The organism is Serratia sp. SM04 (assembly GCF_040280225.1).
In the GTDB taxonomy this organism is placed as follows: domain Bacteria; phylum Pseudomonadota; class Gammaproteobacteria; order Enterobacterales; family Enterobacteriaceae; genus Serratia; species Serratia sarumanii.
Genome location: NZ_JBEOQT010000002.1, coordinates 404,930 through 426,648, shown reverse-complemented (window position 1 = coordinate 426,648; position 21,719 = coordinate 404,930). Strand labels below are relative to the sequence as shown.

Genomic DNA, 21,719 nt, shown 5'->3' with positions numbered 1-21,719 from the left:
ATAAGTTAGTGGCTCATTAAGCTGTCGGTGGCGTTACTTCTTCATCATCGCCTTCAGGTTGGCGAACGGGTTATGGGTGGCGACGCCGACATCTTTCTGCGCGTCTTCACCGGCCACCACCGTCGAACCGTATTGATCGGCCTCGGTGTATTTCGAGTGCTCGTGGTCGTGGCAGTACAGGCACAGCATTTCCCAATTGCTGCCGTCTTCGGGGTTGTTGCTGTGATCGTGATCGATGTGGTGCACCGTCAGTTCGCGCAGGTTGGAATAAACGAACTCGCGCGAGCAGCGCCCGCATACCCAGGGGAACAGTTTCAGCGCTTTTTCGCGATAGCCGGTTTCCAGCTTCGCATAGTTTTTGGGGATATAGGCCATGGTGGTCGTCCGTCGTGAATCACTATGCGGCAAATAATACCACACTGCGTGCGGCGACAACGTGCGGCTCATCCTGTCGCTAGCGAAATGTCTCCACCGCCCAGTCGATAAACGCCCGCAGCTTGCCGCTGAGGTGGCGATTGGACGGGTACACCACGTACATCTGCTCCGGCGGCGGCTGCCAGTCGTGCAGCAGGCTGACCAGCTCGCCGCGCTCGAGGTGCGGCTGCGCCATAAACCGATAGATCTGGATGATGCCCAATCCGGCCAGGCTCGCCGCCAGCAGCGCGTTGCCTTCGTTAATGCTGACCGGGTAGCGCTGTTGAATGGCGATCTCTTTGCCGCGTTCGACATAGCGTTGCGGATGGATGCGGTCGTTGACCGGATGGCGGTAGTGCACCATCGGAAAACCCTGTTCCAGATCGCACGGGTGGCGTGGGGCGCCGTGGCGCGCCAGATAAGCCGGGGTGGCGCAGCTGACCCAGTCCAGATCGAACAGACGCCGGGCGATCAGGCTGGAGTCGGCCAACGGGCCGCTGCGAATCACGCAGTCCGCGCTGTCGCTGATCAGATCGATAACGCGATCGCCGATGCTGAGATCGATCTGGATTTGCGGGTAGCGTTCCAAAAAGCCGGGCAGCGCCGGCAACAGCAGCTGGCGGGCGGTGCCGCTGCCGGTATCGATGCGCAGCACGCCCTGCGGAGAATTCTGTGACTCGGTCAGACAGCCCTCCATCTGCTCCAAATCCGCCAGCCATTTCACCGTATTCTGGTAATAGCATTCGCCTTCGCGGGTGACCGACACGCTGCGGGTGGTGCGCTGGAACAGCTTGGTCTGCAGGTGATCCTCCAGATTCTGGATCAGCTTGGTGACCGTCGCTTTCGGCATGCCCAGCGAATCGGCGGCGCGGGTAAAACCGCCGGTTTCCACCACGCGGTTAAATACCCGGATAGCGAGCAAATGATGGTCCATAGGTTCCCAACGTCATGCCCCGGCAGTGGCCGGGGCATGTTTCTGCAGATAGATAATGATTAACACTGTTTAGCGCCAATTGCGCCGGAGCGCAAGCTGAGGCCGAACACCAGCGTGGCGGAGAGGATCAGCGCGCCGCCGAACAGCATGGCGCTGCTGACGCCCTGCCAGTCCACCACCTCGCCGCCCAGCAGTGCGCCGGAGGCCAGCGCGATCTGGATGACGCACACCAGCAGCGCCTGGCCGGCTTCCGGCGCCTGCGGCACCGCGGCGAACATCCAGTTGGTGGCGCATACCGGCACGGCGCCGAACGCCAACCCCCAGACCAACACCATCAGCGTGGCGCCGGCGAGGCCGCTGAGCAGCGGCGAAACGATCAGAATACCCGCCAGCATGGCGGCGATCAGGATAAAGGTGGCGCGCAGGCTGTACTCCCCCAGACGCTCGCCGAGGAAGGTGCCCAGCAGGCCGATGGCGCCATAGGCCAGCAGCTGCAGCGAGATCGCCGATGGGCTGAGCACGAACACCTGTTGCAGCAGAGGGCGCAGATAGGTATAGGCGGCGAAGTGGCCGATGAACAGCAGCACGATGGCAATCAGGCCGATGCGCGCCATCGGCAGGCGCAGCGGCAGCACCAGATCGCGCGGCGTAACCGGCCGGGAAGGCGGTACCGACGTGAGTAAACGCAGCTGCGCCAACAGTACGCCGACCGCCAGAGCCGCACCGCCGAAGAAGGCGGCGCGCCAGCCGAACAGATCGCCGATCAGCGCCCCCGCCGGCACGCCGCACACCGCGCCGACCGAGATGCCGCTGAGGATCAGCGCGGTGGCGCGGCCCTGGCTGGCTTCCGGCACCAGATGGCGGCCGTAGTTGGCGGCGAACGACCAGAAGCCGCCGACGCAGACGCCCAGCAGCACGCGGCCCAACAGCATCATCGGGAAGTTGACGGCCAGCGCCGCCACCAGGTTGGACACCATCAGCAGTAACGACAGTCCCAGCATTAGCAGGCGTCTGTCCAGCCGGCCGGAAGCCAGGCTCAACACGGGTGCGGCCACCGCCGCCACGATGCCGGGCATGGTGACCATCAGCCCGGCGGTGCCGGTGCTGACGCCGAGCGAAGGGGCGATGTTGGTCAGCAGGCCGATCGGCAGAAACTCGGTGGTGACCATGACAAAACAGGCGACCGTCAGCGAGAAGATCGCCGGCCACGGGGATGATGCAGGTTTATCTTTATTATTCAGCATAATGCCGCTCGTCTTGGGTGAATGCGCAGGCCGCGCTCGGGGCGCGGTGTGACCGAAGTCACAATCTACGGCAGGCCGAAGCCGCGGATAAATCCGTTTGCGGTGGTTACACTGTTTCTGAGGGGAAACAATCGCCGGCGGCGAGTGAAAACGCGGCTTGCGCCGCGCTGCGGGGGAAAGGAATAAAACGGCATAAGGTTATGACCGAATGCCGCTTGCGTTTAAAGCCCCGGCGCTTTCCACAGCGAGGTGGTCAGGCCGTTATCCACCAGCGTCAGCTGATCGGCGTAGACCTGCCGCCAGGTTTCTTTCTGTTCCTGATACAGCGCATGGTGGGTCATGTCGGGTTGATGCTCGCGCTCCCAGCGCACCAGGCGTTCGCCGGTTTCGGCCAGCGACTCGAACAGCCCGGCGCCGACGCCGGCGGCGATCGCGCAGCCCAGCGCGGTGGCTTCTTTCACCACCGGCACCCGCACCGTCAACCCGGTGACGTCGCTGAGGATCTGGCTCCACAGCTTGCCCTTGGCGCCGCCGCCGGCGAACACCAGCGAGCGCGCCTGCACGCCGGAGAAGGCGGCGATCTGCTCCAGGTTGCAGGCGGAGACGATGGCGGCGTTCTCCTCCAGCGCGCGGAACAGCGTCTGTTTATTGCAGCGCTCCGGGTCGATCGACATATTGATGAACGACGGCGCCGCGTGATACCAGGTTTTGAAATGCATGGCGTCGGAGAAAATCGGCATCACGCCGTAGGCGCCCGGCGGTACCCTGGCCGCCATCTCTTCCAGCAGGCTGTAGGCATCGACCCCCAGCCGCTCCGCCAGCAATTTTTCCTCCGCGCAGAAGGCGTCGCGGAACCAGCGCATGGTCAGGCCGGTAAAGAAGCTGATGGATTCCGCCTGCGCCATGCCGGGAATGACGTGGGGATTGATGCGGATGTTCATCTCCGGATCGATGGCCGGCTCCGGCAGGTTGACGATCTGCTGCCAGAAGGTGCCGCCGAGCACCGCCGTCTGCCCGGCGCGCACGATGCCAAGCCCCAGGCTGCCGAGCTGCACGTCGCCGCCGCCCATCACCACCGGGGTGCCGCGCAGCAGCCCGCTCTCCTGCGCCGCCTGTTCGGTGACGCGCCCCAGCACGCTGCCGGTCTCTTTCACCGGCGACAGAATATCGGCGCGCAGCCCGGCCATGTCGAGCAGCGCCGGCCGCCAGTCGCGGCTGGTCAGATCCAGCATGCCGGTGGTGCCGGCGTTGGAAGGATCGACCGCCAGCTCGCCGCTGAGCATGTTGGCCAGCCAGTCGCTGATCATGGTCAGCGTCGCCGCCTGGCGGTAGATGTCCGGCCGATGGTGCGCCAGCCACAGCAGACGCGGCATGGCACTCAGCGCCAGCGTCTGGCCGGAGTATTGATACACCTCGCGTTCGAAGCCGTGGTTATGCAACTCTTTCAGCTCGCTGACTTCGTGGCTGGCGCGCGCGTCGACGTTGGCGCAGGCCCAGATCGGCACGCCGTTGCGGTCGTACAGAACGATGCCTTCACGCATCGAGCAGCAGGCCACCGCGCGTATCGCCTGCGCCGTCAGCCCGGCGCGCTGCAAGGCCTGGCGAATGCACTGGCAGGCCAGCTGCCAGTTGCGGCTGAGGTCAAACTCCATCGAGCCGGGCACGCCCGGCACCGCCAGGTGTTGCCACTCCGCCTGGCCGTGCGCGATCTGATTGCCCGCCAGATCGAAGATCACCGCGCGAATACTGCCCGTTCCTGCGTCCAGCGCCATCAAGTAGTTATCCATAGCCTATGCTCTCAGGGGGAGGAGTGTTAACTATAGATGCCGCCGCCATACCCCGCCGGGGGAGGAGTGGGCGTCGCCGGTGCGATTTGTGAGCCAGGCGGCAAAATTGCCGTTGCGGCAGGGCAATCGACGGGAATAAACCTATGGTTGGAAAGCGCCATGCTACGGCGCGCCGTTCAAACAAGGAGCTGTCATGCACGTCACATTGGTTGAGATCAACGTTAAACAAGACAAAATAGACGAATTTATCGATGTTTTCCGCGCCAATCACCTGGGTGCAATCGAAGAGCCGGGCAACCTGCGCTTCGACGTGCTGCAGGACGAACAGATTCCGACGCGGTTTTACATCTACGAAGCCTATCGCGACGAGCAGGCGGTGGCGGCGCACAAGCAGACCCCGCACTACCTGCAGTGCGTGGAGAAGCTGGAAGCGCTGATGACCGGCCCGCGCAAGAAGACCACCTTTATCGGCCTGATGCCGGAATAATCGCCGGCGTTTGCCGGTGTCCATACGCCCGGTTTGGTTGTAACCTGCAAGCTAAAGCGAATTTTCAATGGGATAAGCGGGGCGAGGATGACATTGCGCGATCGGCTGTTGGCGCTGTTGGTGGTGGTGATCTGGGGCGTGAATTTCGTCGTGATCAAGTTCGGTTTACAGGGCATGCCGCCGTTTCTGCTGGCCGGGATGCGTTTTTTGCTGGTGGCGTTGCCGGCGATCTTCTTTATCCCGCGCCCGACGATCCCGTGGAAATGGCTGCTGCTGTACGGCATGACCATGAGCTTCGCGCAGTTTGCCTTCCTGTTTGTCGCCATCAAGGTGGGCATGCCGGCGGGGCTGGCTTCGCTGGTGCTGCAGGCGCAGGTGTTCTTCACCCTGCTGTTGGGTGTCGTGCTGATGGGCGAAAAGCTGCGCGTCAACCATTTCGTCGGCATCGCTATCGCCAGCGGCGGCATGCTGGTGCTGGCGCAGGCCAGCCTGCATAAGCCGGGCAGCGGCGCGGTCCCCCTGGCGGGCCTGCTGCTGACGCTGGCGGCGGCGTTTTCCTGGGCGCTGGGCAACCTGACCAACAAGAAGATCCTGGCCGGTTTCCCGCAGCGCAACATTTTGTCGCTGGTGGTGTGGAGCGCGCCGATCCCGGTCGTGCCGTTCCTGGCCTGCAGCTGGCTGTTCGACGGCCCGCAGGCGGTGCTGAGCAGCCTGGGCCATGTGCAGGTCGGCACCTGGCTGGCGGTTGCCTACCTGGCGTTTGCCGCCACGCTGTTCGGTTATTCGGTGTGGGGCAGCCTGCTGGGGCGCTATGAAACCTGGCGCGTTGCGCCGCTGACGCTGCTGGTGCCGCTGGTCGGGCTGTTCGCCGCCTGGCTGCTGCTGGACGAAGCGCTGTCGCCGGCGCAGTTCGGCGGCGCATTGCTGGTGCTGGGCGGCATGGCGGTCAACACCTTCGGGCTGCCGCGCCGCCGGGCGGCGATCGCGCGTTAAACCGAACAGGGCAATTCTGTTCAATACCTTGTCGACGGCGGTCGGCATTCTGGCGCCTGTGAATACTTTCTCAGGTGACCATCATGAATATCTACTTTTCCATGGCCGCGTTTGCGCTGGCGGCCTCCATCACCCCCGGCCCGGTCAACATCGTCGCATTGAGCGCCGGGGCGCAATTCGGCTTTGGCGCGGCCCAGCGCCACGTGTTCGGCGCCACGCTGGGGTTTACCCTGTTGCTGGTGCTGCTGGGATTGGGCATGCACCAGCTGCTGATCCTGTGGCCGGCGCTGACCCGCTTGATTCAGTGGGCCGGCGTGGCTTTTCTGCTGTTTATGGCCTATCGGTTGGCGTTTGACGACGGCAGGTTGGGCAGTGGCGCGGCGCGGGCGCCTTCCTGCCGCTACGGCGCGCTGATGCAATGGCTGAACCCCAAGGCGTGGCTGGCGTCGGTGGCCAGCCTCGGCGCCTTTGTCGGCGACGGCGACATCCGGCTGCTGTGGCAGTTCGCCGGGCTCTACTTCGTGATTTGCTATGCCTCGGTGGCCTGCTGGGCCTATGTCGGCGCGATGCTGCGCGGCCTGCTCAGGCAGGCGCGCAACGTGCGGCGTTTCAACCGCGTAATGGCGCTGCTGTTGGCAGCCAGCGCCTGCTATCTGCTGGCGGAGGGTTTTTGATACTGCCCCGGCGTGGCGGCCAGCAGCTGCTTGAAGGTGCGCTGGAAGTGCGCCTGATCGGCAAAGCCGCTTTCGCTGGCGGCCGCGGCGATCGGCAGGCCGCTTTTCAACAGCCGATGGCCGTGCTGCACGCGGCGGTTAACCAGATAGGCGTGCGGCGTCATGCCGTAACGCTGGCGGAAGGCGCGGATCAGGTAAGAAGGGGACAGCGCGGCGGCGCGGCAAATGTCGTCCAGCGTCAGCGGCCGGGTGCAGTGCGCGTCGATAAACGCCGCCGCCGCTTCCAGTCGGGTATGCGGCGGTGTCTCCGGTTGGCGGGCATCGCCCAGCCCGAGCTGCAGGGCGCTGAAATACTCCACCATGGCGATCTGTTTTTCCAGCGCGCTGCACAGCGGATCCGTCAGCAGCGCATAAAGCCGGTTCAGGCCGTGGAACAGCGCCGGATCGCGGCTCAGCGGCTGGCTGAACGGAACAAAACGGTCGCCGTCGCCGCCGAGCAGCTCCTGCTGCAGCGCGCCGAGCCAGGCGAGATCGAGATAGAACATGATGTACGACCAACGCCGATCGGCGATGGGGTTGCAGGCATGCGCCTGCTGCGGGTTGATGACAACCAAATCGCCGGCGCTGACCTGCATGCGCCGCTCGCCGTTGACATAGGTGCTGACGCCGCCGGTGATGGCGCCGATGGAAAAGAATTCGTGGCTGTGCAGGCTGTAGCACACCTGGCGGCCATCCGCGATGGCGCGGGCTTCGACGAACGGCAACTGCGGATCGCGCCAGAACTGCGGCGTTTTTTCACTCATACGCTTTCCTTTTCACTGCGGCGGCATCACAGTGTTATAGCCTGAAAGCGACGAGCGGGGGAATGGCGGATGATGATTTTTAACGTATTCGGCCGTCTGCTGGGCGTGAAGCGCATCGGGGACGAATGGCGGCTGTTCCGCGTGACGCTGCCGGAGCGCAAATATGCTCCCAGCTGCGATATCGTGCTGCCGGCCGACCTGCGCGAAGAGGAGATCGCCGGCTATCTGGGGGATATTTATCACGAGGCGGCGACGCTGCAGCGGCCGGAGGTGTTTCGCGTCGAATAGCGCGGCGCGTTACTCTTCCGCGTTGCGCGCCATCATGCGGCGTTGATGTTCCTCGCCGGCGGCCTGGATCTCTTCCAGCACCGAGCCGACGTCGGCGCGTTTCAGGGTTTCGCTGAACCGGCCGCTGAGGACGCTGTCCGGCGTCAGGTTGCCTTCCTGATACAGCGCCCAAATCTCTTTGGCGTATTGGCTATCGCGCAGCTCCGGCGCGAACTGGCCGTAATACTCCGCCAGATTGCCGATATCGCGCTCGAACATGCTTTTGGCGTGGTTGTTGGCGGCGGCGTCCACCACCTGCGGCAGATCGATGATCACCGGCCCGTCTTTATCCATCAGCACGTTGAATTCCGACAGGTCGCCGTGGACCAGGCCGGCGCACAGCATGCGCACCGCGTAGTTCATCATTAGGGCGTGATCGGCGCGCGCCTGTTCCGGCGTCAGGATGACATCGCTCAGGCGCGGCGCCACCAGGCCTTCTTCGTCGGTGATCAGCTCCATCAGCAGCACGCCGTCCAGGCAGATATCCGGCTGCGGCACCCGCACCCCGGCCTTGGCCAGCAGATACAGCGCGTCCACTTCGGTGTTTTGCCAGGCTTCTTCCTGCTGCTGGCGGCCGAATTTGGAGCCTTTGCTCATGGCGCGCGCGTCGCGGCTGTTGCGCACCTTGCGCCCTTCCTGATAGTGAACGGCCTGCTTGAAGTTGCGCTTCTCGGCCTCTTTGTACACTTTGGCGCAGCGGATCTCATCGCCGCAGCGCACGATAAACACGTCGGCTTCTTTGCCGCTTTTCAACCGGCGGATGACGTCGTCGATTAATCCGTCATCAACCAGCGGCTGGAGTCGTTTTGGAATTTTCATGCAGCCTTGTACCCTATTTAGGCTCCGGTGTGAATGGCTTGCGCAGTTGATAGCGTAAGTTAGACCCGAAAGGCAAACATTAGTTTTGCCGCCGCTGCATCATTGCGCGGCGGCGGGCGCTCACAGGCTGGCGGCCGGCACCCAGACGCTGACGCTGCCGGCGTTGACCGGGAAATGGGCGCTGCCCTGGTCGTCGGTGGTGATTTCCTCCTGACGGTTGCCGAGGAAATCGCGCCAGGCGGTGTGCGCCAGATCGGCTCCCAGCGCGACGGTTTTGCCGCTTTCGCCGCCGTTGGTCAGCACCACCACGCAGCCGGGGGCCTCGGCGGTGCCGGCGCGGCTGAAGGCCACGCAGTGGCTGTCGTCGAAGTAGTCGGTTTGCGGGCCGTTGGCGAAACGCTGGCGGGCGGCGATCAGCTTCTCCAGCTCCGGGATCGCCGGCATATCAATCTGGTACTCGCCGCCGTCGCGCCCCTTGTCACGGTAGCTGGCGCCATACAGGTCGGGATAAAACACGCAGGGCACGCCCTGTTCGCGCAGCAGGATCAGCGCGTAGGCCAGCGGTTTGAACCAGGGTTCCACCGGCGCTTCCAGCGACTGCAGCGGCTGGGTGTCGTGGTTGGCGACCAGCGTCACCGCGTGGGCCGGATCGGCGGCGGTCAGGGTATCGGTGAAGATTTGCGCCATGTCGAAGCCGTCGCCCTGTTTCGACGCCTGATGAAACTTCAGGTGCAGCGCCACGTCGAACAGCATCACCTTGCCGTCCACCAACTCGATGTATTGTTGCAGCGCGCTCAGATCGTGCGACCAGTATTCGGCAACGATCAGCAGGTCGCGCTGCGCGCTGTCGCGCACGTGATCCGCCCACTCTTTGAAGAACCAGGCGGGAATGTGTTTGGCGGCGTCCAGGCGGAAGCCGTCGCACGGCAGGCTTTCCAACAGCCAGCGCGCCCAGTATTTGAGCTCCTCCGTCACGGCGGTATTGCGGAACTCCACGTCGGCGCCCATCAGATAGTCGTAGTTGCCCTTTTCGTCGTCGACCTGATCGTTCCAGCCGTCGTCGCCATAGTCGTTGGCGATTTTGAACACCCCTTTGTCGTCCGGCTGCTCAACGTAGTCGACGCCGCTGAAGCATTTGTAATCCCAGATAAACTCGGAATGCACGCCCTGGCGGCCGGGAAAGGTGAAGCGGGTGTAGGCCAGCGCGTCGAAGCCCTGGTCGTCGATGTCGTTGCGGTTGTTGGCGTCCACCTTGAACACGTGTACCTGTTCTTTCTCGTCCGCGCCGAGCTTGTGGTTGAACACCACGTCGTAGAGCACCCCCACGCCGTGTTCGCGCAGCGTATTGGCGGCGTGTTCGAGCGCCGCCTTGTCGCCGTATTTGGTGGCCACGCTGCCTTTCTGGTCAAACTCGCCGAGATCGAACAGATCGTAAGTATCGTAGCCGACGGAGTAGCCGCCGGAAGCGCCCTTGCAGGCGGGCGGCAGCCACAGATCGGTGATGCCCAGTTCGGCGAGGTGCGGCGCGCGCTCGGCGGCCTCCTGCCACAGTTTGCCGCCGTCGGGGTAGTACCAGTGGAAGAATTGCAGCAGGGTGGTTTTTTTCGTCATGAGCCAGCGTCCCGGTTAGCCAGAAGGAGAGGAGCAGTTGCCGTTAAAGCATGGGCTACTTTTGGCAAAAGGGACAAGTTTGGCATAGGCGGCCCGAGAAGGCCGCCCGAGAGACGGCTTAACGTTGGCTGGCGTAATGAGGTGAGCGTGGGCCATAAAGAATGGCGCCGTTCTGACCTGTCGCCGATAGCAGGCGGGTGTTGGCGATGGCGCCAACATCAAATCCTTTGTCGCTGATGGTATCGGCGATTTGCGAAATCGCGGCGCTGATCACCATGCCCAGCAGGCCACCGGAGTTGTTGTTGCCTTCGTTGCTGGATGCGGTGGCGGTGCCGGCCCACAGCTGTTTGCCGTTGCGCAGATCGACCAGGCGAGCGGCTACGGTAACGCGGGTTTCGCTGCTGATCACCATGTAGCTGGTGCCGTATTGCGTGACATCCAGGTACAGCACGGTGTCGGCGCCGAAAATCTGGTGCAGTTTTTTCGGACTGACGGCGCGGATGTCGTTGGCGTTGGTTAGGCCGTTTTGCAGGAAGGTTTCCTCCACTACAGCGACCGGCAACACATAGTAACCGGCCTCGGCCAGCGGCAAGGTGGCGCTGGCGAGCACGCTGTGGCTGGCTTTGACGTCCGGCGACTGGTTAACCGGCGGCAAGACCAGGATCGACTTCGGCTTGCTCTCATGGAACGCCGCATAGTCATAAGGCGTCTGCTTGGCACAGCCGCTTAGCAACAGGGTGGCGGCAACGGCGAGGAAAGTGAGTACACGTTTCATTTAAAGCTCCCTTTATCCCTGGCCATCAGGAAATTCATAAACGGCGCCGACTCCGGGAACAGCGTTTTTTCCGTGTTGAATTCATTCATGGCTTGTCCGTCGTTGCCGATTTTGCTGTACAGCAGCCCCAGCTGCGCATGCAGACCTGGCGGTACGGCTTTATCCTTGGCGCGGGATTTCTCGACGATCTCTTTCAGCGTGGCGATCTGCTGCTCAGGGCTTTGCCCCTCCTGCTGGTAGTATTGATAGAGAGAAGTCTGGTAGCCATCCCAATTGTAAAGCGTTTTCGGCGCGGCGCAGCCGGCCAGCAGGGTCGCTGCAAACAGCGCCCCGCCCATTTTTTTAGTTATCATCTTTCTGCTTCTATTCCGTTAGTTAGCAGGGCGCCATGCGCCGTTTTCGATACCGGTGACCAGGTTATTGACGGCTTCACGCACGGCCAGATCCAGCACCTTGCCGTTGAGGGTGGAGTCGTAGCTGGCGGTGCCCCCGAAACCGATGATTTCGCGATTGGACAGTTCGTATTCACCGGCACCCTGAGCGGAATAGACGACTTCTGAGGTCTGTACGTTTACGACGTTCAGATTGACTTTGGCGTAAGCGACCTGTGATTTACCACGGCCCAAAATCCCCCACAGCTGATGATCGCCGACTTCTTTACGGCCGAATTCGGTGACATCGCCGGTAATCACATAGTTGGCGCCTTTCAGCGTTTGCGCCTTCCCTTTAATGCCGGCTTCAGTTTTCAACTCTTCTATGTTGGCGCGATCCAGCACGTTGAAACGGCCAGTCTGCTGCAAATGCGTGATCAGGATAGTCTTGGACTGATTGCCCAGCCGATCGACGCCATCGGAGAAGATGCCGTTCATGTAGCTGGATCGGTTGTCGAATTTGCCGACGGCGATAGGGCTGCGTGGGCCCTGATAAGTGGTGTTGTAGGAAGCCACTTTCGGCACTTCCAAAGAGCGGGAGGATTCGGTCGCGCAGCCCGCCAGCAAAGTGACGGAAAGGGCAACGGAACAGACGGCGAGTGATTTTTTCATTGGCATGCGATCTCTCCATGAGCATAAAACAGCGCGGGAGCAACCCGCGCCCGACGTTGACATAACGAACGTTGTCGCCGTTATGGAAACGCCGCGATCCTGCCATGAGTATGTAACAAATTACAACAAGATATCGGCATTAATGCCGCTATTAACATTGTTGTAACCTATTGGAATACAATGAATTAGTATCAATTTTCTCTTGTCATCACAGCGTTTTCCACGATTGTGCATTTTTTGTCTGGGTTATTGTCTTTTTAATCGCAAACATATGGCCATTAATCCTGAAATATTTTAACTAATCAGTTTGTTGTATTGAGTAATGTTACGTTTTGCATCAACTCCTGTGTTATGCCGGGATTCATGGCGGCTTGATGATCCGTTAAGGTAGTGAAAAATAGGTAACACTATCAACCAAGTGTCATTTTTCATCGGTAGCTAATCGGGGATATCAATTGTGAACATCAGGGATTTCAGAGCATTGGCGCGTAGTTTGGTCAGAGAATTCGGCATGTTGAACAAGCAGAGCAACGGCTCGCGCTTTTCGCCGCTGCAGATCCATCTGATGATCGAAGTCAGCGAGCAGCCGCTGGGCGTCACCGAGGTGGCGGCCCGGCTTTGCATCGACAAGGCCAGCGCCAGCCGGGCGCTGCGCAGCCTGGTGGCCGCCGGCGTGATAGAAACGGTGGATCATCCGGATGACAGGCGGCACAACCTGCATCGGCTGAGTAAAAAGGGCGGCAAGGCGCTGGCCGGCATCGAGAGCGACGCCGACGGTTTTATGCAGGCAGCGCTGGCGCAGTTGGACGACGATGAGCTGGCGAGCACCACGGCGGCGATGAAAAAGATGACCGCGGCGCTGCGCAGCGCGCGCAAACAGCGCGACGCCAACCTGCGGGTGCGGCCGATCGCCGCGCGCGACGATGCGGCGATGGCGGCGATCATTCGCGACGTGTTTCGCGAGTACGGCATGGACAAGATGGAAGGGGTCAGCCTGCACGATCCGGATCTCGATCGGCTGACCGGCTTGTATCGCGACAACGGCGGCCACTACTGGGTGCTGGAGCGGGACGGGCAGGTGGTGGGGGGCGTCGGCATGGCGCCGCTGGCGGGCGAAGAGCCCGGCTATTGCGAGCTGCAGAAACTGTTCTTCAAGCCCGGCGCGCGCGGGCTGGGCATGGCGCGCTATATGGTGGTGCAGGCGCTTAAGGCGGCGCGGGCGGCGGGGTATCGCTACTGCTACCTGGAAACCACCGAACAGTTGAAAGAGGCGATCGGGCTGTACTACGCGCTGGGGTTCACGCTGTTGACGGAACGGCGCGGCAACACCGGCCATCACGGCTGCAACGTGTGCATGCTGAAAAATCTGCAGAACGACGATATGTGAGCGGTTTCAAGGTTAGCGCCCGCGCCTTGTGCCACCCTGTTAACCGTTTGATAACAATCACAACGTTTTATCAGGGAGGAAACTATGTTGGGGGATCCGATGGCGCTGTCCGCGCTGGTCACGCTGGTGGTCATCGCGCTATGGGCCAGCGCCCGCTTACCGGAGTATCTGGTCGCGCTGCTGTTCTTCGCGGCGGTGATGGTGTTGCAGCTGGCGCCCGCCGCAGTGACCTTTTCCGGTTTCGCGTCTTCCGCATTCTGGCTGGTGCTCAGCGGTTTCGTGCTGGGCACCGCCATACGCAGCACCGGCTTGGCGGATCGCCTGGCCAACCGACTCTTGCCGCACCTGGCCGGCTCCTGGCCGCGCCTGGTGGGCGGCGTGGTGGCGATAAGCTACGCGCTGGCGTTTGTCATGCCTTCCAACATGGGGCGCATTACGCTGCTGATGCCGATCGTCATGGCGTTGGCCGATCGCGCCGGTCTGGCGGAGGGCTCGCGCGGCCGCATCGGTTTGGCGCTGGCGGTGGGGTTCGGCACCTTCCAGCTCTCCGCCAGCATCCTGCCGGCCAATGTGCCCAACCTGGTGATGAGCGGCGCGGCGGAAAGCGCCTACGGCAGCCACTTCGCTTATCTCTCTTACCTGCTGTTGCACGCCCCGGTGCTCGGGATCGCCAAAGGCGCACTGCTGACGCTGTGCATCTGCGGCCTGTTCCGTGCGCGGCCGCAGCCGGTGGCGGCCGAGGCGGCGCAAACCCCGCTCAGCGCCGCCGAATGGCGGCTGATCGCGCTGTTGGGCGCCACGGTGTTGCTGTGGATGACCGACAGCTGGCACGGCATCGCTCCCGCCTGGATCGGGTTGGCGGCGGCCTGCGTGTGCCTGTTGCCGCGTATCGGGTTTCTCAACGGCGAGCAGTTCGCCGCCGGGGTTAACGTGCGCACCTGCATCTACGTGGCGGGGATCCTGGGGCTGACGGCGCTGGTCAGCCACTCGGGGCTTGGCGATCGGTTGGGTGGTGCGCTGCTGGCGATGATGCCGGATCTGCACGGCAAACCGTTCACCGCATTCGGTTCGCTGGTGGGGATCACCGCGTTGCTGAATTTCGTGGTGACCGCCAACGGCGTGCCGGCGCTGTTTACCCCGCTGGCGCAGGCGCTGTCCGCGGGCAGCGGCCTGCCGCTGCTGACGGTGCTGATGACCCAGGTGATCGGTTACGCCACGCCGCTGCTGCCGTATCAGGCTTCGCCGATCGTGGTGGCGATGGGGATGGGCAAAGTGCCGGCGCGCGAAGGGCTGAAGCTGTGCCTGCTGTTGGCCGCGCTCAGCTTTGCGCTGCTGGTGCCGTTGGACTATCTGTGGTTCAGACTGCTGGGGTGGATCCCGTAAACAGCCCCGCGCCGCCGGCAAAACAATCTTCGTCCAGCGTCAGGGTGGCGATTTTATGCACCGGTCCGCGCATGCTGACCTGAAAATCGCCGCTGAAGGCGATCTGCAGTTCGCCGCCAGGCATCCGCACGCTAACCCGATCGCCGACTCGTCCCAACTTGCGCATCACGCTGGCGGCGGCGCAGCTGCTGCTGCCGGAGGCGAGGGTAAAACCGGCGCCGCGCTCCCAGATGCCGATGCGCAGCGTCTGGCGATCGACCACTTCCACCAGTTGTACATTGGTGCGTTTCGGGAACAGCGGATGGCGTTCAATCTGCGGTCCGAGCCGATGCACCTGCGCCAGATCAAGTTTCTCCACCGGCACCACGCAGTGCGGGTTGCCCATCGACACCAGCGAAACGCTTAACGTCTCCTCCCTCAGGGGCAGGGGATAGTTCAGCGCCTCCGGCAGATCGATCAAGGCCGGCAGCGCCGCCGGGCTGAAATTGGCGCGCCCCATCTCCACGGTTATCTGATGCGCGTCTTCCGCCACTTGGCAACGCACGTCGCCGCCGGCGGTGTGCACCAGAAACGGCTGATGCCCCACGCGCTCGCTGTCGAACAGATACCGCGCGTAGATACGCAGGCCGTTGCCGCTTTTCTCCGCTTCGGAGCCGTCCGGGTTGATGATGCGCAGGGTGGGATTGACGGCGTCGCCGCTGTCGATCAGCAGGCCGTCGGAACCGATGCCGTAATGCGGGTGGCACAGCAGGCGGATCTGTTCCTGGCTCAGACGATCGGCGACCGAACGGTGGCATACCAGATAGTCGTTGCCCAGGCCGTGATATTTGTGAAACAGCAGGGGAGTCATGTCGTTGCTCGGCTCAGCAAAAAAAAGGTTGTTATAGCTTACAACAGAACGTTGGCGTCAAAACAAACAAAAGGCGGCCTGAGCCGCCCTTTTGCACGATTGCCGGTGTGGCAATTAATTGTAGATGATCGCGGTACCGTGCAGTTTGTTGTCGCCGGTGGTGGCGATGATCTGGAAGGATTTGGCGCCGGCCGCGTCGGCTTTGGCCGCCAGTTTGTTTTCCAGGCTGCTCAGGTCGGAAGCACCGCTGACGGTAACGACGCCGGTTTTTTGCAGATCGGCCGGTTGAGCGTTGACCAGTTCGGCGGCGAAGCTGCCGAAGGAGACGGAGGCCAGTGCGATGGCGGCGATGGTCATTTTCAGGTTTTTCATGGTCTTATTTCCTATCTATGTTCTTTACGATGTTTGTTTTGTAAGGTCGTTAAATTAATTAACGATCGATAATTTAATGTTAGATGCCGGTTTCACGGATTGCAAGTATTTTTTTAATGCTCGTTAATTAATTTTTTTTGATGCCCTGGCGTCGGAAGCAGAATTTCTCGCGATCCGCTGGATTAATGTCTTGTTATTGATAGATTTCTGCGGTGCCATGCAGCTGGTTGTTACCGCCGGCGCCGATGATGCGGAAGGATTTGGCACCCGCCTGATCGGCTTTGGCGGCCAGGCTGCTTTCCAGCGAGGTCAGATCGGACGCGCCGCTGACGGTGATGACGCCCACTTTCTGCTGGTCTGCCGGTTGGTTCTGGACTAAATCGGCGGCGAAGCTGCCGAAGGAAACGCTGGCCAGAGTGAGAGCTGCTAATGTTAATTTTAAGTTTTTCATAATGTTAATTCCTTTCCGATAACGGTGAATAGAGGGTTTTAATCCGCTTCGCTAAATTATCTTAACGATCGATAACTAAATGCTAATCGGTTCTCGACGAAGGCGCAATATTTTTTTATAATGATCGTTAATTTATTTGTGCTAACCCTGCCGTGGAGCGGGATAGGAGAGGAACGATGAGCATCAATGAAGAGGTTTGCGGCAAGAAAAGCCGCGGCAGACCGAAACAATTTGATCGCGACCGGGCGCTGGAAAGCGCGCTCGATCTGTTCTGGCGGCACGGTTATGAAGCCACCTCGCTGGCCGATCTGGTGGAAGTGACCGGCGCCAAGGCGCCGACGCTGTATGCGGAATTCGGCAACAAGGAAGGAATGTTCCGCGCGGCGGTGGAACGCTATCTGCAAAAATATACCACCTGCACCAACCAACTGTTGGAGCAGGATCTGCCGGTGGCCGAGATCGTCGAGGCCTACGTGCGCTCTTCCGTTGAAGTGTTTACCGACCCCGATACGCCGTCAGGCTGCTTTATGGTGTGCGCCTCGGCCGCGCTGTCGTCTGCGTCCGACGACGTCGCCCAGATGCTGCGCAGGAAACATCATGCGCAGGAAGCGGCGCTGAAGGCCTGCTTCGATCGCAAGGTGCAGCAGGGCGAACTGCTGGCGAAAACCGACACCACGCTGCTGGCGAAATACGTGATTTGCACCATTGAAGGCATGTCGGTGCAGGCGCGCGAAGGGGCAAGCCGGAGCGATCTGCTGCGGTTGCTGGAGGCGTTGATGCTGGTGTGGCCGCGGCTCAGCCAGATTGGCAATAAGGTGTAACAACCGGCCCGGCTTTTACCGGGCCGTGTAACCCATTACTGATTGACCGGGATCACCGCGCCCTGGTATTTCTCGCGGATAAAGTCCTGAATCGGTTTGGAGTGCAGCACCTTCACCAGCGCCACGATCTCCGGTTTGTTCACGTCGGCCTGGTGCACGGTGATGATGTTGGCGTACGGGTTGTTTTCGCCGCTTTCGACCGCGATCGGATCTTTGGTCGGGTTCAGCCCGGCGTCGATGGCGTAGTTGGCGTTGATCACCACCGCGTCGCCTTCGTCGTTGTTGTACATCTGCGGCAGCAGCGCGCCCTCAACGTTGGCCTGGAATTTCAGGTGTTTCGGGTTTTCCACCACGTCGGTGATGCGCGCGTCCACTTTGCTCACCCCCGGCTTCAGCTTGATCACGCCTTCCCGCTCAAAAATAGACAGGATGCGGCCTTCTTCCGCCACCGCGTCGCGCATGATGATTTTGCCGTTTTCCGGCAGATCTTTCAGGCTCTTGTACTTCTTCGAGTAGATGCCGATAGGCTCAATATGGATCGCGCCGGCGCTGACGAAGTCGTAGCTCTTGTCGTCGGCGTGGTCTTTCAGCACCGAGTTCAGATAAGGCACGTGCTGGAAGTAGTTGGCGTCGATGTCGCGGCTGGCCAAGGCGGTGTTCGGCAGGATGTAGTCCTGGAAGCGCTTGATCTGCAGGTCGATGCCTTCCTTCGCCAGTATCGGCTTGGCCTGTTCGAGGATCTCGGCGTGCGGCACGTTGGAGGCGCCGACCACCAGCTTGGTCGCCGCGGCGGCGCCGTAAGAGGCGAGGGTGGCGACGGAGGCGAAAGCCAACATCAGTAGGTGCTTTTTCATCATCGTTTTCCTTGGTTAATTAACGTTTATCGAGCGTTCTTGTCAGGGTGTCGCCGATGAACTGAATGACGAAAACGATCAGCAGAATCGTCAGCGTCGCCACCAGCGTCACGTCACTGTGGTTGCGTTGGAACCCTTCCAGATAGGCCAGGTTGCCCAGGCCACCGGCGCCGATCACCCCGGCCATCGCGGTGTAGCTCACCAGCGCGATCAGGGTGACGGTGATGCCGGAAACCAGCGCCGGCGAGCTTTCCGGCAGCAATACGCGGAAAATCAGGGTGCGGTTTTTGGCGCCCATCGAGCGCGCCGCTTCGATCACCCCTTTGTCGACCTCGCGCAGCGCGATCTCCACCAGCCGGGCGTAGAACGGCGCCGCGCCGACGATCAGCGCCGGCAGGGCCGCATCCGCGCCGAGAATGGTGCCGATCAGCGATTTGGTGAACGGGATCAGCAGCACGATCAGAATGATGAACGGAATGGAGCGGAAGACGTTGACCAACACGGAGATCAGCGAGTAGACCGCACGGTTCTGCCACAGCTGGCCTTTCGAGGTTAAAAACAGCAGCACGCCGAGCACGATGCCCAGCACCAGCGTGGCCAAACCGGCGATGCCGGTCATGTACAGCGTTTCCCAGGTGGCGTCCCACAGTGAGTCAAGGCGCAGGTGGGGGAACAGGGATTCAATCATGTTGGATAACCTCGACGGCGATATCTCTTTCGTGCAGCAGGCTGAGCATGTCGGCGACTTGTTGTTCGTTGCCTTCGGCGTGAATATACAGTTCGCCGAACGAACCGTTGAGGGTGTGGCTGATCTTGCCGTGCAGAATGTTGATGGTCAGGGCGTAGCGCCGGATCACTTCGGCGATCACCGCCTGGTGAGTCTGCACACCCACGAAGGTCAGCTTGAAAATCGCCCCCGGCAGATGGGCGGTGAGCAGCGGGTTGAAGCTCTCTTCGGTATCCGCATACTGCGACACCTGTTTGACGAACTGCCGGGTGATCGGCTGCTGTGGCCGGGTGAACACGTCGAGCACCGGGCCTTCTTCGACGATGCGGCCGTTTTCCATCACCGCCACGCGGTGGCAGATTTTGCGCACCACGTGCATCTCGTGGGTGATCAGCACGATGGTCAATTTCAGCTGGCGGTTGATGTCCAGCAGCAGGTCGAGAATGGCGTCGGTGGTCTGCGGATCGAGCGCCGAGGTGGCCTCGTCGCACAGCAGCACGCTCGGGTTATTGGCCAGCGCGCGGGCGATACCGACGCGCTGTTTCTGGCCGCCGCTGAGCTGCGAAGGGTAGGCGTCTTCACGCCCCTGCAGGCCGACCAGCGCGATCAGTTCCGCCACGCGCGGCGCAATCTGCGCCTTGGGCACGCCGGCGATCTGCATGGAAAAAGCGATGTTTTGGCTGACGGTGCGCGACCACAGCAGGTTGAAGTGCTGAAACACCATGCTGATTTTCAGGCGCGCCTGGCGCAGATGGCTGCCTTTGGCGCGGGCGATATCGAAGCCGCCTACGTCAATGCGGCCGCTGGTGGGCGTTTCCAGGCCGTTAAGCAGGCGGATGAGCGTGCTTTTGCCGGCGCCGCTGTAGCCGATGATGCCGTAAATTTGCCCGGCCTCTACCGCCAGACTGACGTTGTCTACCGCCACTACGCGGCCCTGTGTGCTGTCAAAAGTTTTGCAAACGTTCGAAAGAACGATCATAGCGAAGCGGATCCTTATCGATACATCACAGCATTCCGTCCAGAGCGCGGTGCGCCGGACAGGGATCGTTCGGCTTTTCGGCGGGCACAACCCGGCGGGGAGTGGCGGACGGAACCTCTGTTGCGGGTGAATACCGGGCAATCCTACCGAGGGTTTATAGTGACAGGAAGAATGTAAATTCTATTACTTATTCTGATTTGATATATAAAACGGCGGGTGAAACAGGGGGGGAGAAAACCGGCCGCAGGGCGGCCGGCGGGAGGGCTAGCGTTTGTCCAGCTTCATGTGCAGCAGCGGGAACGGGTTGCCCTGGCCGTCGAGCGGCGAGCGGCCGGTGATGACAAACCCGTAGTGGCGATAGAAACCGCTGGCCTGCGGATTTTGCTCGTTCACGTCCAGCTGCAGCTCATCGTGCAGCGTTTCCGCGTGGGTCAGCAGCGCTTTGCCCACCCCTTTGCCGCGCTGATCGGCGTCGATAAACAGCATCTCCACCTTGTTGCCGTTCAGGCCGATAAAGCCGCAGGGGTGCCCCGGCCGCTCTTCGGCCACCCAGACGTTAACCGCCGGCAGGTAGTCGTTCAGCACCAGCGGGAACAGCTGCGCGATGTTGTCTTCGGTTAAAAAATGGTGAGTGGCGCGCACCGAACGCAGCCAGATATCTGCCAATTGCGCGTTGTCTTCCGCCGCGCGTGCTCTGATGGTAATCATCGAACTCTCTGCTATCTAAGTTGGAGGAAAAAAACTAGATAGAGGTTTTGTGGGGTTAGTGCCGAATTAACGTGGGTTAACGCCCTGCAAAGCGCCTCTGCAGTGGATCGAATAGGCCCGCCTTTCTGCCAGCGGTATAATAAATGTAATTCAGTAAGTTAATGCTTTCAACCGCCGCAGGGCGCAATGGGGCGTTCGCCGCGTGATACACTGGCCGCTGAATGAGCGAGAGGGCAGCAGGATGGAAGCGGTACGCGCAGCGATAGAAAAACAGGTGCTCAGCCTGACCGGGCTGGCGCTCGGCGGCGTCGATTTTGAGAACCCGCCGGGCGATCCGGGCTTGTTCGGCCCGCAGTCGGTCATTTGGCAGGTTCACCGCGATTTCACCCCGATGCTGTGCGGCGGCGTCAGCGCCTTGCTGCTGCAGATGCTGCACCCGCTGGCGCTGGCCGGGGTGTGGGATCACTCCAACTTCCGCGACGATATGATTGGCCGCCTGCGCCGCACCAGCCAGTTCGTGTCGGTCACCACCTTCGGCCCGACCGCCGAGGCGCAGCGGCTGATTGCCAAAGTCAAAGCCATCCATCTGCGGGTGACCGGCGTCGGCAGCGACGGCACGCCTTATGCCGCCAGCGATCCGGCGCTGCTCACCTGGGTGCACGTCGCGGAGAGCAGCCGTTTTCTGGCCAGCCACCTGCGCTACCGCAACCCCCATCTTTCCCGCGATTTGCAGGATCAATACTACCGCGAAGCGGCGCGCGTGGCCGCCGCGCTGGGGGCGACCGCAATTCCTCAGTCCTGCGCGGAGGTCGAAGAGTACCTGCAGGCGATGCGGCCGCAGCTGGTCTGCGATGAACGCACGCAAGAGGTGGCGCGCATTCTGCTGAAGGCGCCGGCGCCGAGCGCATTGGCGCGCCCGCTCGGCGGGGTGGTGATGCAGGCGGGCATCGATCTGTTGCCCGATTGGGCGCAGCGGCAGTTCGGTTTTCATCCGGGCGCGCTGCGGCGGCGGCTGGTGCGAACGGGCGCCGCAGGCCTCGGCAAGGTGCTGGGCGCGTCGATGCGCAACGGCTCCTATCAGCGCGCGGTGCGGCGCATCACTCAGCCGTCATGAGCCACAGCCGCTATAATTAGTCTTTGTTTATCTTCGTTTACGGCCGCTTTTGAGACTTTTACGGGTGATCCGGCCAGTAATGCGTTTTACACTTGGGGGCAAAAGCCACATTCCATTTTTTGCGCGCAGCCGATTCTGCCGCGCCCTGACCCTATTGAGGTG

The 21,719-nt window shown here is 61.5% G+C and carries 25 protein-coding genes; 8 read left to right on the top strand and 17 right to left on the bottom strand.

The genetic code is table 11. From position 1 onward, the window contains the following. Positions 1-33: 33 nt before the first annotated feature. The 4 genes from yajD to lsrK all read right to left on the bottom strand — a co-directional run bounded on the left by yajD (position 34) and on the right by lsrK (position 4,379). On the bottom strand, positions 34-375 hold the full coding sequence (gene yajD, locus ABTW55_RS05015) for an HNH nuclease YajD (RefSeq protein ID WP_016928619.1): 342 nt from the start codon (positions 373-375) through the stop codon (positions 34-36). 79 nt (positions 376-454) lie between these two features. Then, positions 455-1,348 (bottom strand): LysR family transcriptional regulator, encoded by an 894-nt coding sequence (locus ABTW55_RS05010; protein ID WP_033637565.1) that lies wholly within the window; start codon positions 1,346-1,348, stop codon positions 455-457. A 59-nt stretch (positions 1,349-1,407) separates the two neighbouring features. After that, complete coding sequence (locus tag ABTW55_RS05005; RefSeq protein WP_033647027.1) at positions 1,408-2,592, bottom strand: MFS transporter; 1,185 nt, start codon at positions 2,590-2,592, stop codon at positions 1,408-1,410. Positions 2,593-2,813: 221 nt separating this feature from the next. Next, positions 2,814-4,379: an autoinducer-2 kinase gene (gene lsrK, locus ABTW55_RS05000; RefSeq protein WP_033637567.1), complete on the bottom strand. Its 1,566-nt coding sequence runs from the start codon at positions 4,377-4,379 to the stop codon at positions 2,814-2,816. A 193-nt stretch (positions 4,380-4,572) separates the two neighbouring features. Here lsrK and lsrG point away from each other — a divergent pair, with 193 nt between their 5' ends. From lsrG to ABTW55_RS04985, 3 genes are all read left to right on the top strand, one after another. Continuing rightward, complete coding sequence (gene lsrG, locus ABTW55_RS04995) at positions 4,573-4,866, top strand: (4S)-4-hydroxy-5-phosphonooxypentane-2,3-dione isomerase (protein WP_004939559.1); 294 nt, start codon at positions 4,573-4,575, stop codon at positions 4,864-4,866. 87 nt (positions 4,867-4,953) lie between these two features. Further along, positions 4,954-5,859 (top strand): EamA family transporter, encoded by a 906-nt coding sequence (locus ABTW55_RS04990; RefSeq protein ID WP_033647025.1) that lies wholly within the window; start codon positions 4,954-4,956, stop codon positions 5,857-5,859. A gap of 83 nt (positions 5,860-5,942) precedes the next feature. Continuing rightward, the gene (locus ABTW55_RS04985; RefSeq protein WP_060387815.1) at positions 5,943-6,533 is read left to right on the top strand and encodes a LysE family translocator; all 591 of its coding nucleotides are present in this window, start codon (positions 5,943-5,945) and stop codon (positions 6,531-6,533) included. Here ABTW55_RS04985 and ABTW55_RS04980 read toward each other — a convergent pair. After that, positions 6,509-7,336 (bottom strand): AraC family transcriptional regulator, encoded by an 828-nt coding sequence (locus ABTW55_RS04980; RefSeq protein WP_047568720.1) that lies wholly within the window; start codon positions 7,334-7,336, stop codon positions 6,509-6,511. The two genes, ABTW55_RS04985 and ABTW55_RS04980, sit on opposite strands and share 25 nt — an antisense overlap. A gap of 69 nt (positions 7,337-7,405) precedes the next feature. Here ABTW55_RS04980 and ABTW55_RS04975 point away from each other — a divergent pair, with 69 nt between their 5' ends. Further along, positions 7,406-7,624, top strand: a complete 219-nt coding sequence (locus ABTW55_RS04975; RefSeq protein WP_060420028.1) for a hypothetical protein — start codon at positions 7,406-7,408, stop codon at positions 7,622-7,624. 9 nt (positions 7,625-7,633) lie between these two features. On the opposite strand, the gene ABTW55_RS04970 is transcribed toward ABTW55_RS04975, so the two are convergent. The 5 genes from ABTW55_RS04970 to ABTW55_RS04950 form a co-directional block, all read right to left on the bottom strand. Then, a complete protein-coding gene (locus ABTW55_RS04970; RefSeq protein ID WP_033637570.1) occupies positions 7,634-8,482 on the bottom strand; it encodes a PA4780 family RIO1-like protein kinase in 849 nt (282 codons plus the stop codon). 120 nt (positions 8,483-8,602) lie between these two features. Then, a complete protein-coding gene (gene amyA, locus ABTW55_RS04965; RefSeq protein ID WP_033647018.1) occupies positions 8,603-10,093 on the bottom strand; it encodes an alpha-amylase in 1,491 nt (496 codons plus the stop codon). Between the two features lie 118 nt (positions 10,094-10,211). Continuing rightward, on the bottom strand, positions 10,212-10,868 hold the full coding sequence (locus ABTW55_RS04960) for a DUF799 domain-containing protein (RefSeq protein WP_033647017.1): 657 nt from the start codon (positions 10,866-10,868) through the stop codon (positions 10,212-10,214). Continuing rightward, positions 10,865-11,221: a DUF4810 domain-containing protein gene (locus ABTW55_RS04955; RefSeq protein ID WP_033637573.1), complete on the bottom strand. Its 357-nt coding sequence runs from the start codon at positions 11,219-11,221 to the stop codon at positions 10,865-10,867. The genes ABTW55_RS04960 and ABTW55_RS04955 overlap by 4 nt, the downstream gene beginning before the upstream one ends. Before the next feature lie 18 nt (positions 11,222-11,239). After that, positions 11,240-11,911: a CsgG/HfaB family protein gene (locus tag ABTW55_RS04950; protein ID WP_060420025.1), complete on the bottom strand. Its 672-nt coding sequence runs from the start codon at positions 11,909-11,911 to the stop codon at positions 11,240-11,242. A gap of 481 nt (positions 11,912-12,392) precedes the next feature. Here ABTW55_RS04950 and ABTW55_RS04945 point away from each other — a divergent pair, with 481 nt between their 5' ends. Continuing rightward, a complete protein-coding gene (locus ABTW55_RS04945; protein ID WP_079656317.1) occupies positions 12,393-13,298 on the top strand; it encodes a helix-turn-helix domain-containing GNAT family N-acetyltransferase in 906 nt (301 codons plus the stop codon). 84 nt (positions 13,299-13,382) lie between these two features. Beyond that, positions 13,383-14,681, top strand: coding sequence for an SLC13 family permease (locus tag ABTW55_RS04940; RefSeq protein WP_060420020.1), 1,299 nt, complete (start codon positions 13,383-13,385; stop codon positions 14,679-14,681). On the opposite strand, the gene dapF is transcribed toward ABTW55_RS04940, so the two are convergent. The 3 genes from dapF to ABTW55_RS04925 form a co-directional block, all read right to left on the bottom strand. Then, on the bottom strand, positions 14,656-15,531 hold the full coding sequence (gene dapF, locus ABTW55_RS04935; protein WP_047568715.1) for a diaminopimelate epimerase: 876 nt from the start codon (positions 15,529-15,531) through the stop codon (positions 14,656-14,658). The two genes, ABTW55_RS04940 and dapF, sit on opposite strands and share 26 nt — an antisense overlap. A gap of 114 nt (positions 15,532-15,645) precedes the next feature. After that, positions 15,646-15,903 (bottom strand): YdgH/BhsA/McbA-like domain containing protein, encoded by a 258-nt coding sequence (locus ABTW55_RS04930; RefSeq protein ID WP_033637577.1) that lies wholly within the window; start codon positions 15,901-15,903, stop codon positions 15,646-15,648. A 193-nt stretch (positions 15,904-16,096) separates the two neighbouring features. Then, positions 16,097-16,354 (bottom strand): DUF1471 domain-containing protein, encoded by a 258-nt coding sequence (locus tag ABTW55_RS04925; RefSeq protein ID WP_033637578.1) that lies wholly within the window; start codon positions 16,352-16,354, stop codon positions 16,097-16,099. A gap of 176 nt (positions 16,355-16,530) precedes the next feature. Between ABTW55_RS04925 and ABTW55_RS04920 the strand changes: the two genes are divergently transcribed. Further along, the gene (locus ABTW55_RS04920) at positions 16,531-17,175 is read left to right on the top strand and encodes a TetR/AcrR family transcriptional regulator (RefSeq protein ID WP_033637579.1); all 645 of its coding nucleotides are present in this window, start codon (positions 16,531-16,533) and stop codon (positions 17,173-17,175) included. Positions 17,176-17,210: 35 nt separating this feature from the next. Here ABTW55_RS04920 and ABTW55_RS04915 read toward each other — a convergent pair whose 3' ends face one another. The 4 genes from ABTW55_RS04915 to ABTW55_RS04900 form a co-directional block, all read right to left on the bottom strand. Continuing rightward, positions 17,211-18,029 carry a MetQ/NlpA family ABC transporter substrate-binding protein gene (locus ABTW55_RS04915; RefSeq protein WP_033653453.1) on the bottom strand — a complete coding sequence of 273 codons (819 nt, stop codon included), beginning with the start codon at positions 18,027-18,029 and terminating at the stop codon, positions 17,211-17,213. A 19-nt stretch (positions 18,030-18,048) separates the two neighbouring features. Continuing rightward, the gene (locus ABTW55_RS04910; RefSeq protein WP_033653452.1) at positions 18,049-18,717 is read right to left on the bottom strand and encodes a methionine ABC transporter permease; all 669 of its coding nucleotides are present in this window, start codon (positions 18,715-18,717) and stop codon (positions 18,049-18,051) included. Continuing rightward, entirely contained in the window at positions 18,710-19,735 is a 1,026-nt protein-coding gene (locus ABTW55_RS04905; protein WP_041034030.1) for a methionine ABC transporter ATP-binding protein, read from the bottom strand. Before ABTW55_RS04905 ends, ABTW55_RS04910 begins: the two co-directional genes overlap by 8 nt. Before the next feature lie 264 nt (positions 19,736-19,999). Beyond that, complete coding sequence (locus ABTW55_RS04900; RefSeq protein WP_015377088.1) at positions 20,000-20,443, bottom strand: acetyltransferase; 444 nt, start codon at positions 20,441-20,443, stop codon at positions 20,000-20,002. A gap of 241 nt (positions 20,444-20,684) precedes the next feature. Here ABTW55_RS04900 and ABTW55_RS04895 point away from each other — a divergent pair, with 241 nt between their 5' ends. After that, positions 20,685-21,557, top strand: a complete 873-nt coding sequence (locus ABTW55_RS04895) for an oxygenase MpaB family protein (RefSeq protein ID WP_060420018.1) — start codon at positions 20,685-20,687, stop codon at positions 21,555-21,557. Positions 21,558-21,719 lie beyond the last annotated feature (162 nt).

Coding starts and splice junctions, on each gene's coding strand:
- yajD (WP_016928619.1), bottom strand. CDS start 375: ATGGCCTATATCCCCAAAAACTATGCGAAGCTGGAAACCGGCTATCGC.
- ABTW55_RS05010 (WP_033637565.1), bottom strand. CDS start 1,348: ATGGACCATCATTTGCTCGCTATCCGGGTATTTAACCGCGTGGTGGAA.
- ABTW55_RS05005 (WP_033647027.1), bottom strand. CDS start 2,592: ATGCTGAATAATAAAGATAAACCTGCATCATCCCCGTGGCCGGCGATC.
- lsrK (WP_033637567.1), bottom strand. CDS start 4,379: ATGGATAACTACTTGATGGCGCTGGACGCAGGAACGGGCAGTATTCGC.
- lsrG (WP_004939559.1), top strand. CDS start 4,573: ATGCACGTCACATTGGTTGAGATCAACGTTAAACAAGACAAAATAGAC.
- ABTW55_RS04990 (WP_033647025.1), top strand. CDS start 4,954: ATGACATTGCGCGATCGGCTGTTGGCGCTGTTGGTGGTGGTGATCTGG.
- ABTW55_RS04985 (WP_060387815.1), top strand. CDS start 5,943: ATGAATATCTACTTTTCCATGGCCGCGTTTGCGCTGGCGGCCTCCATC.
- ABTW55_RS04980 (WP_047568720.1), bottom strand. CDS start 7,336: ATGAGTGAAAAAACGCCGCAGTTCTGGCGCGATCCGCAGTTGCCGTTC.
- ABTW55_RS04975 (WP_060420028.1), top strand. CDS start 7,406: ATGATGATTTTTAACGTATTCGGCCGTCTGCTGGGCGTGAAGCGCATC.
- ABTW55_RS04970 (WP_033637570.1), bottom strand. CDS start 8,482: ATGAAAATTCCAAAACGACTCCAGCCGCTGGTTGATGACGGATTAATC.
- amyA (WP_033647018.1), bottom strand. CDS start 10,093: ATGACGAAAAAAACCACCCTGCTGCAATTCTTCCACTGGTACTACCCC.
- ABTW55_RS04960 (WP_033647017.1), bottom strand. CDS start 10,868: ATGAAACGTGTACTCACTTTCCTCGCCGTTGCCGCCACCCTGTTGCTA.
- ABTW55_RS04955 (WP_033637573.1), bottom strand. CDS start 11,221: ATGATAACTAAAAAAATGGGCGGGGCGCTGTTTGCAGCGACCCTGCTG.
- ABTW55_RS04950 (WP_060420025.1), bottom strand. CDS start 11,911: ATGAAAAAATCACTCGCCGTCTGTTCCGTTGCCCTTTCCGTCACTTTG.
- ABTW55_RS04940 (WP_060420020.1), top strand. CDS start 13,383: ATGTTGGGGGATCCGATGGCGCTGTCCGCGCTGGTCACGCTGGTGGTC.
- dapF (WP_047568715.1), bottom strand. CDS start 15,531: ATGACTCCCCTGCTGTTTCACAAATATCACGGCCTGGGCAACGACTAT.
- ABTW55_RS04930 (WP_033637577.1), bottom strand. CDS start 15,903: ATGAAAAACCTGAAAATGACCATCGCCGCCATCGCACTGGCCTCCGTC.
- ABTW55_RS04925 (WP_033637578.1), bottom strand. CDS start 16,354: ATGAAAAACTTAAAATTAACATTAGCAGCTCTCACTCTGGCCAGCGTT.
- ABTW55_RS04920 (WP_033637579.1), top strand. CDS start 16,531: ATGAGCATCAATGAAGAGGTTTGCGGCAAGAAAAGCCGCGGCAGACCG.
- ABTW55_RS04915 (WP_033653453.1), bottom strand. CDS start 18,029: ATGAAAAAGCACCTACTGATGTTGGCTTTCGCCTCCGTCGCCACCCTC.
- ABTW55_RS04910 (WP_033653452.1), bottom strand. CDS start 18,717: ATGATTGAATCCCTGTTCCCCCACCTGCGCCTTGACTCACTGTGGGAC.
- ABTW55_RS04905 (WP_041034030.1), bottom strand. CDS start 19,735: ATGATCGTTCTTTCGAACGTTTGCAAAACTTTTGACAGCACACAGGGC.
- ABTW55_RS04900 (WP_015377088.1), bottom strand. CDS start 20,443: ATGATTACCATCAGAGCACGCGCGGCGGAAGACAACGCGCAATTGGCA.
- ABTW55_RS04895 (WP_060420018.1), top strand. CDS start 20,685: ATGGAAGCGGTACGCGCAGCGATAGAAAAACAGGTGCTCAGCCTGACC.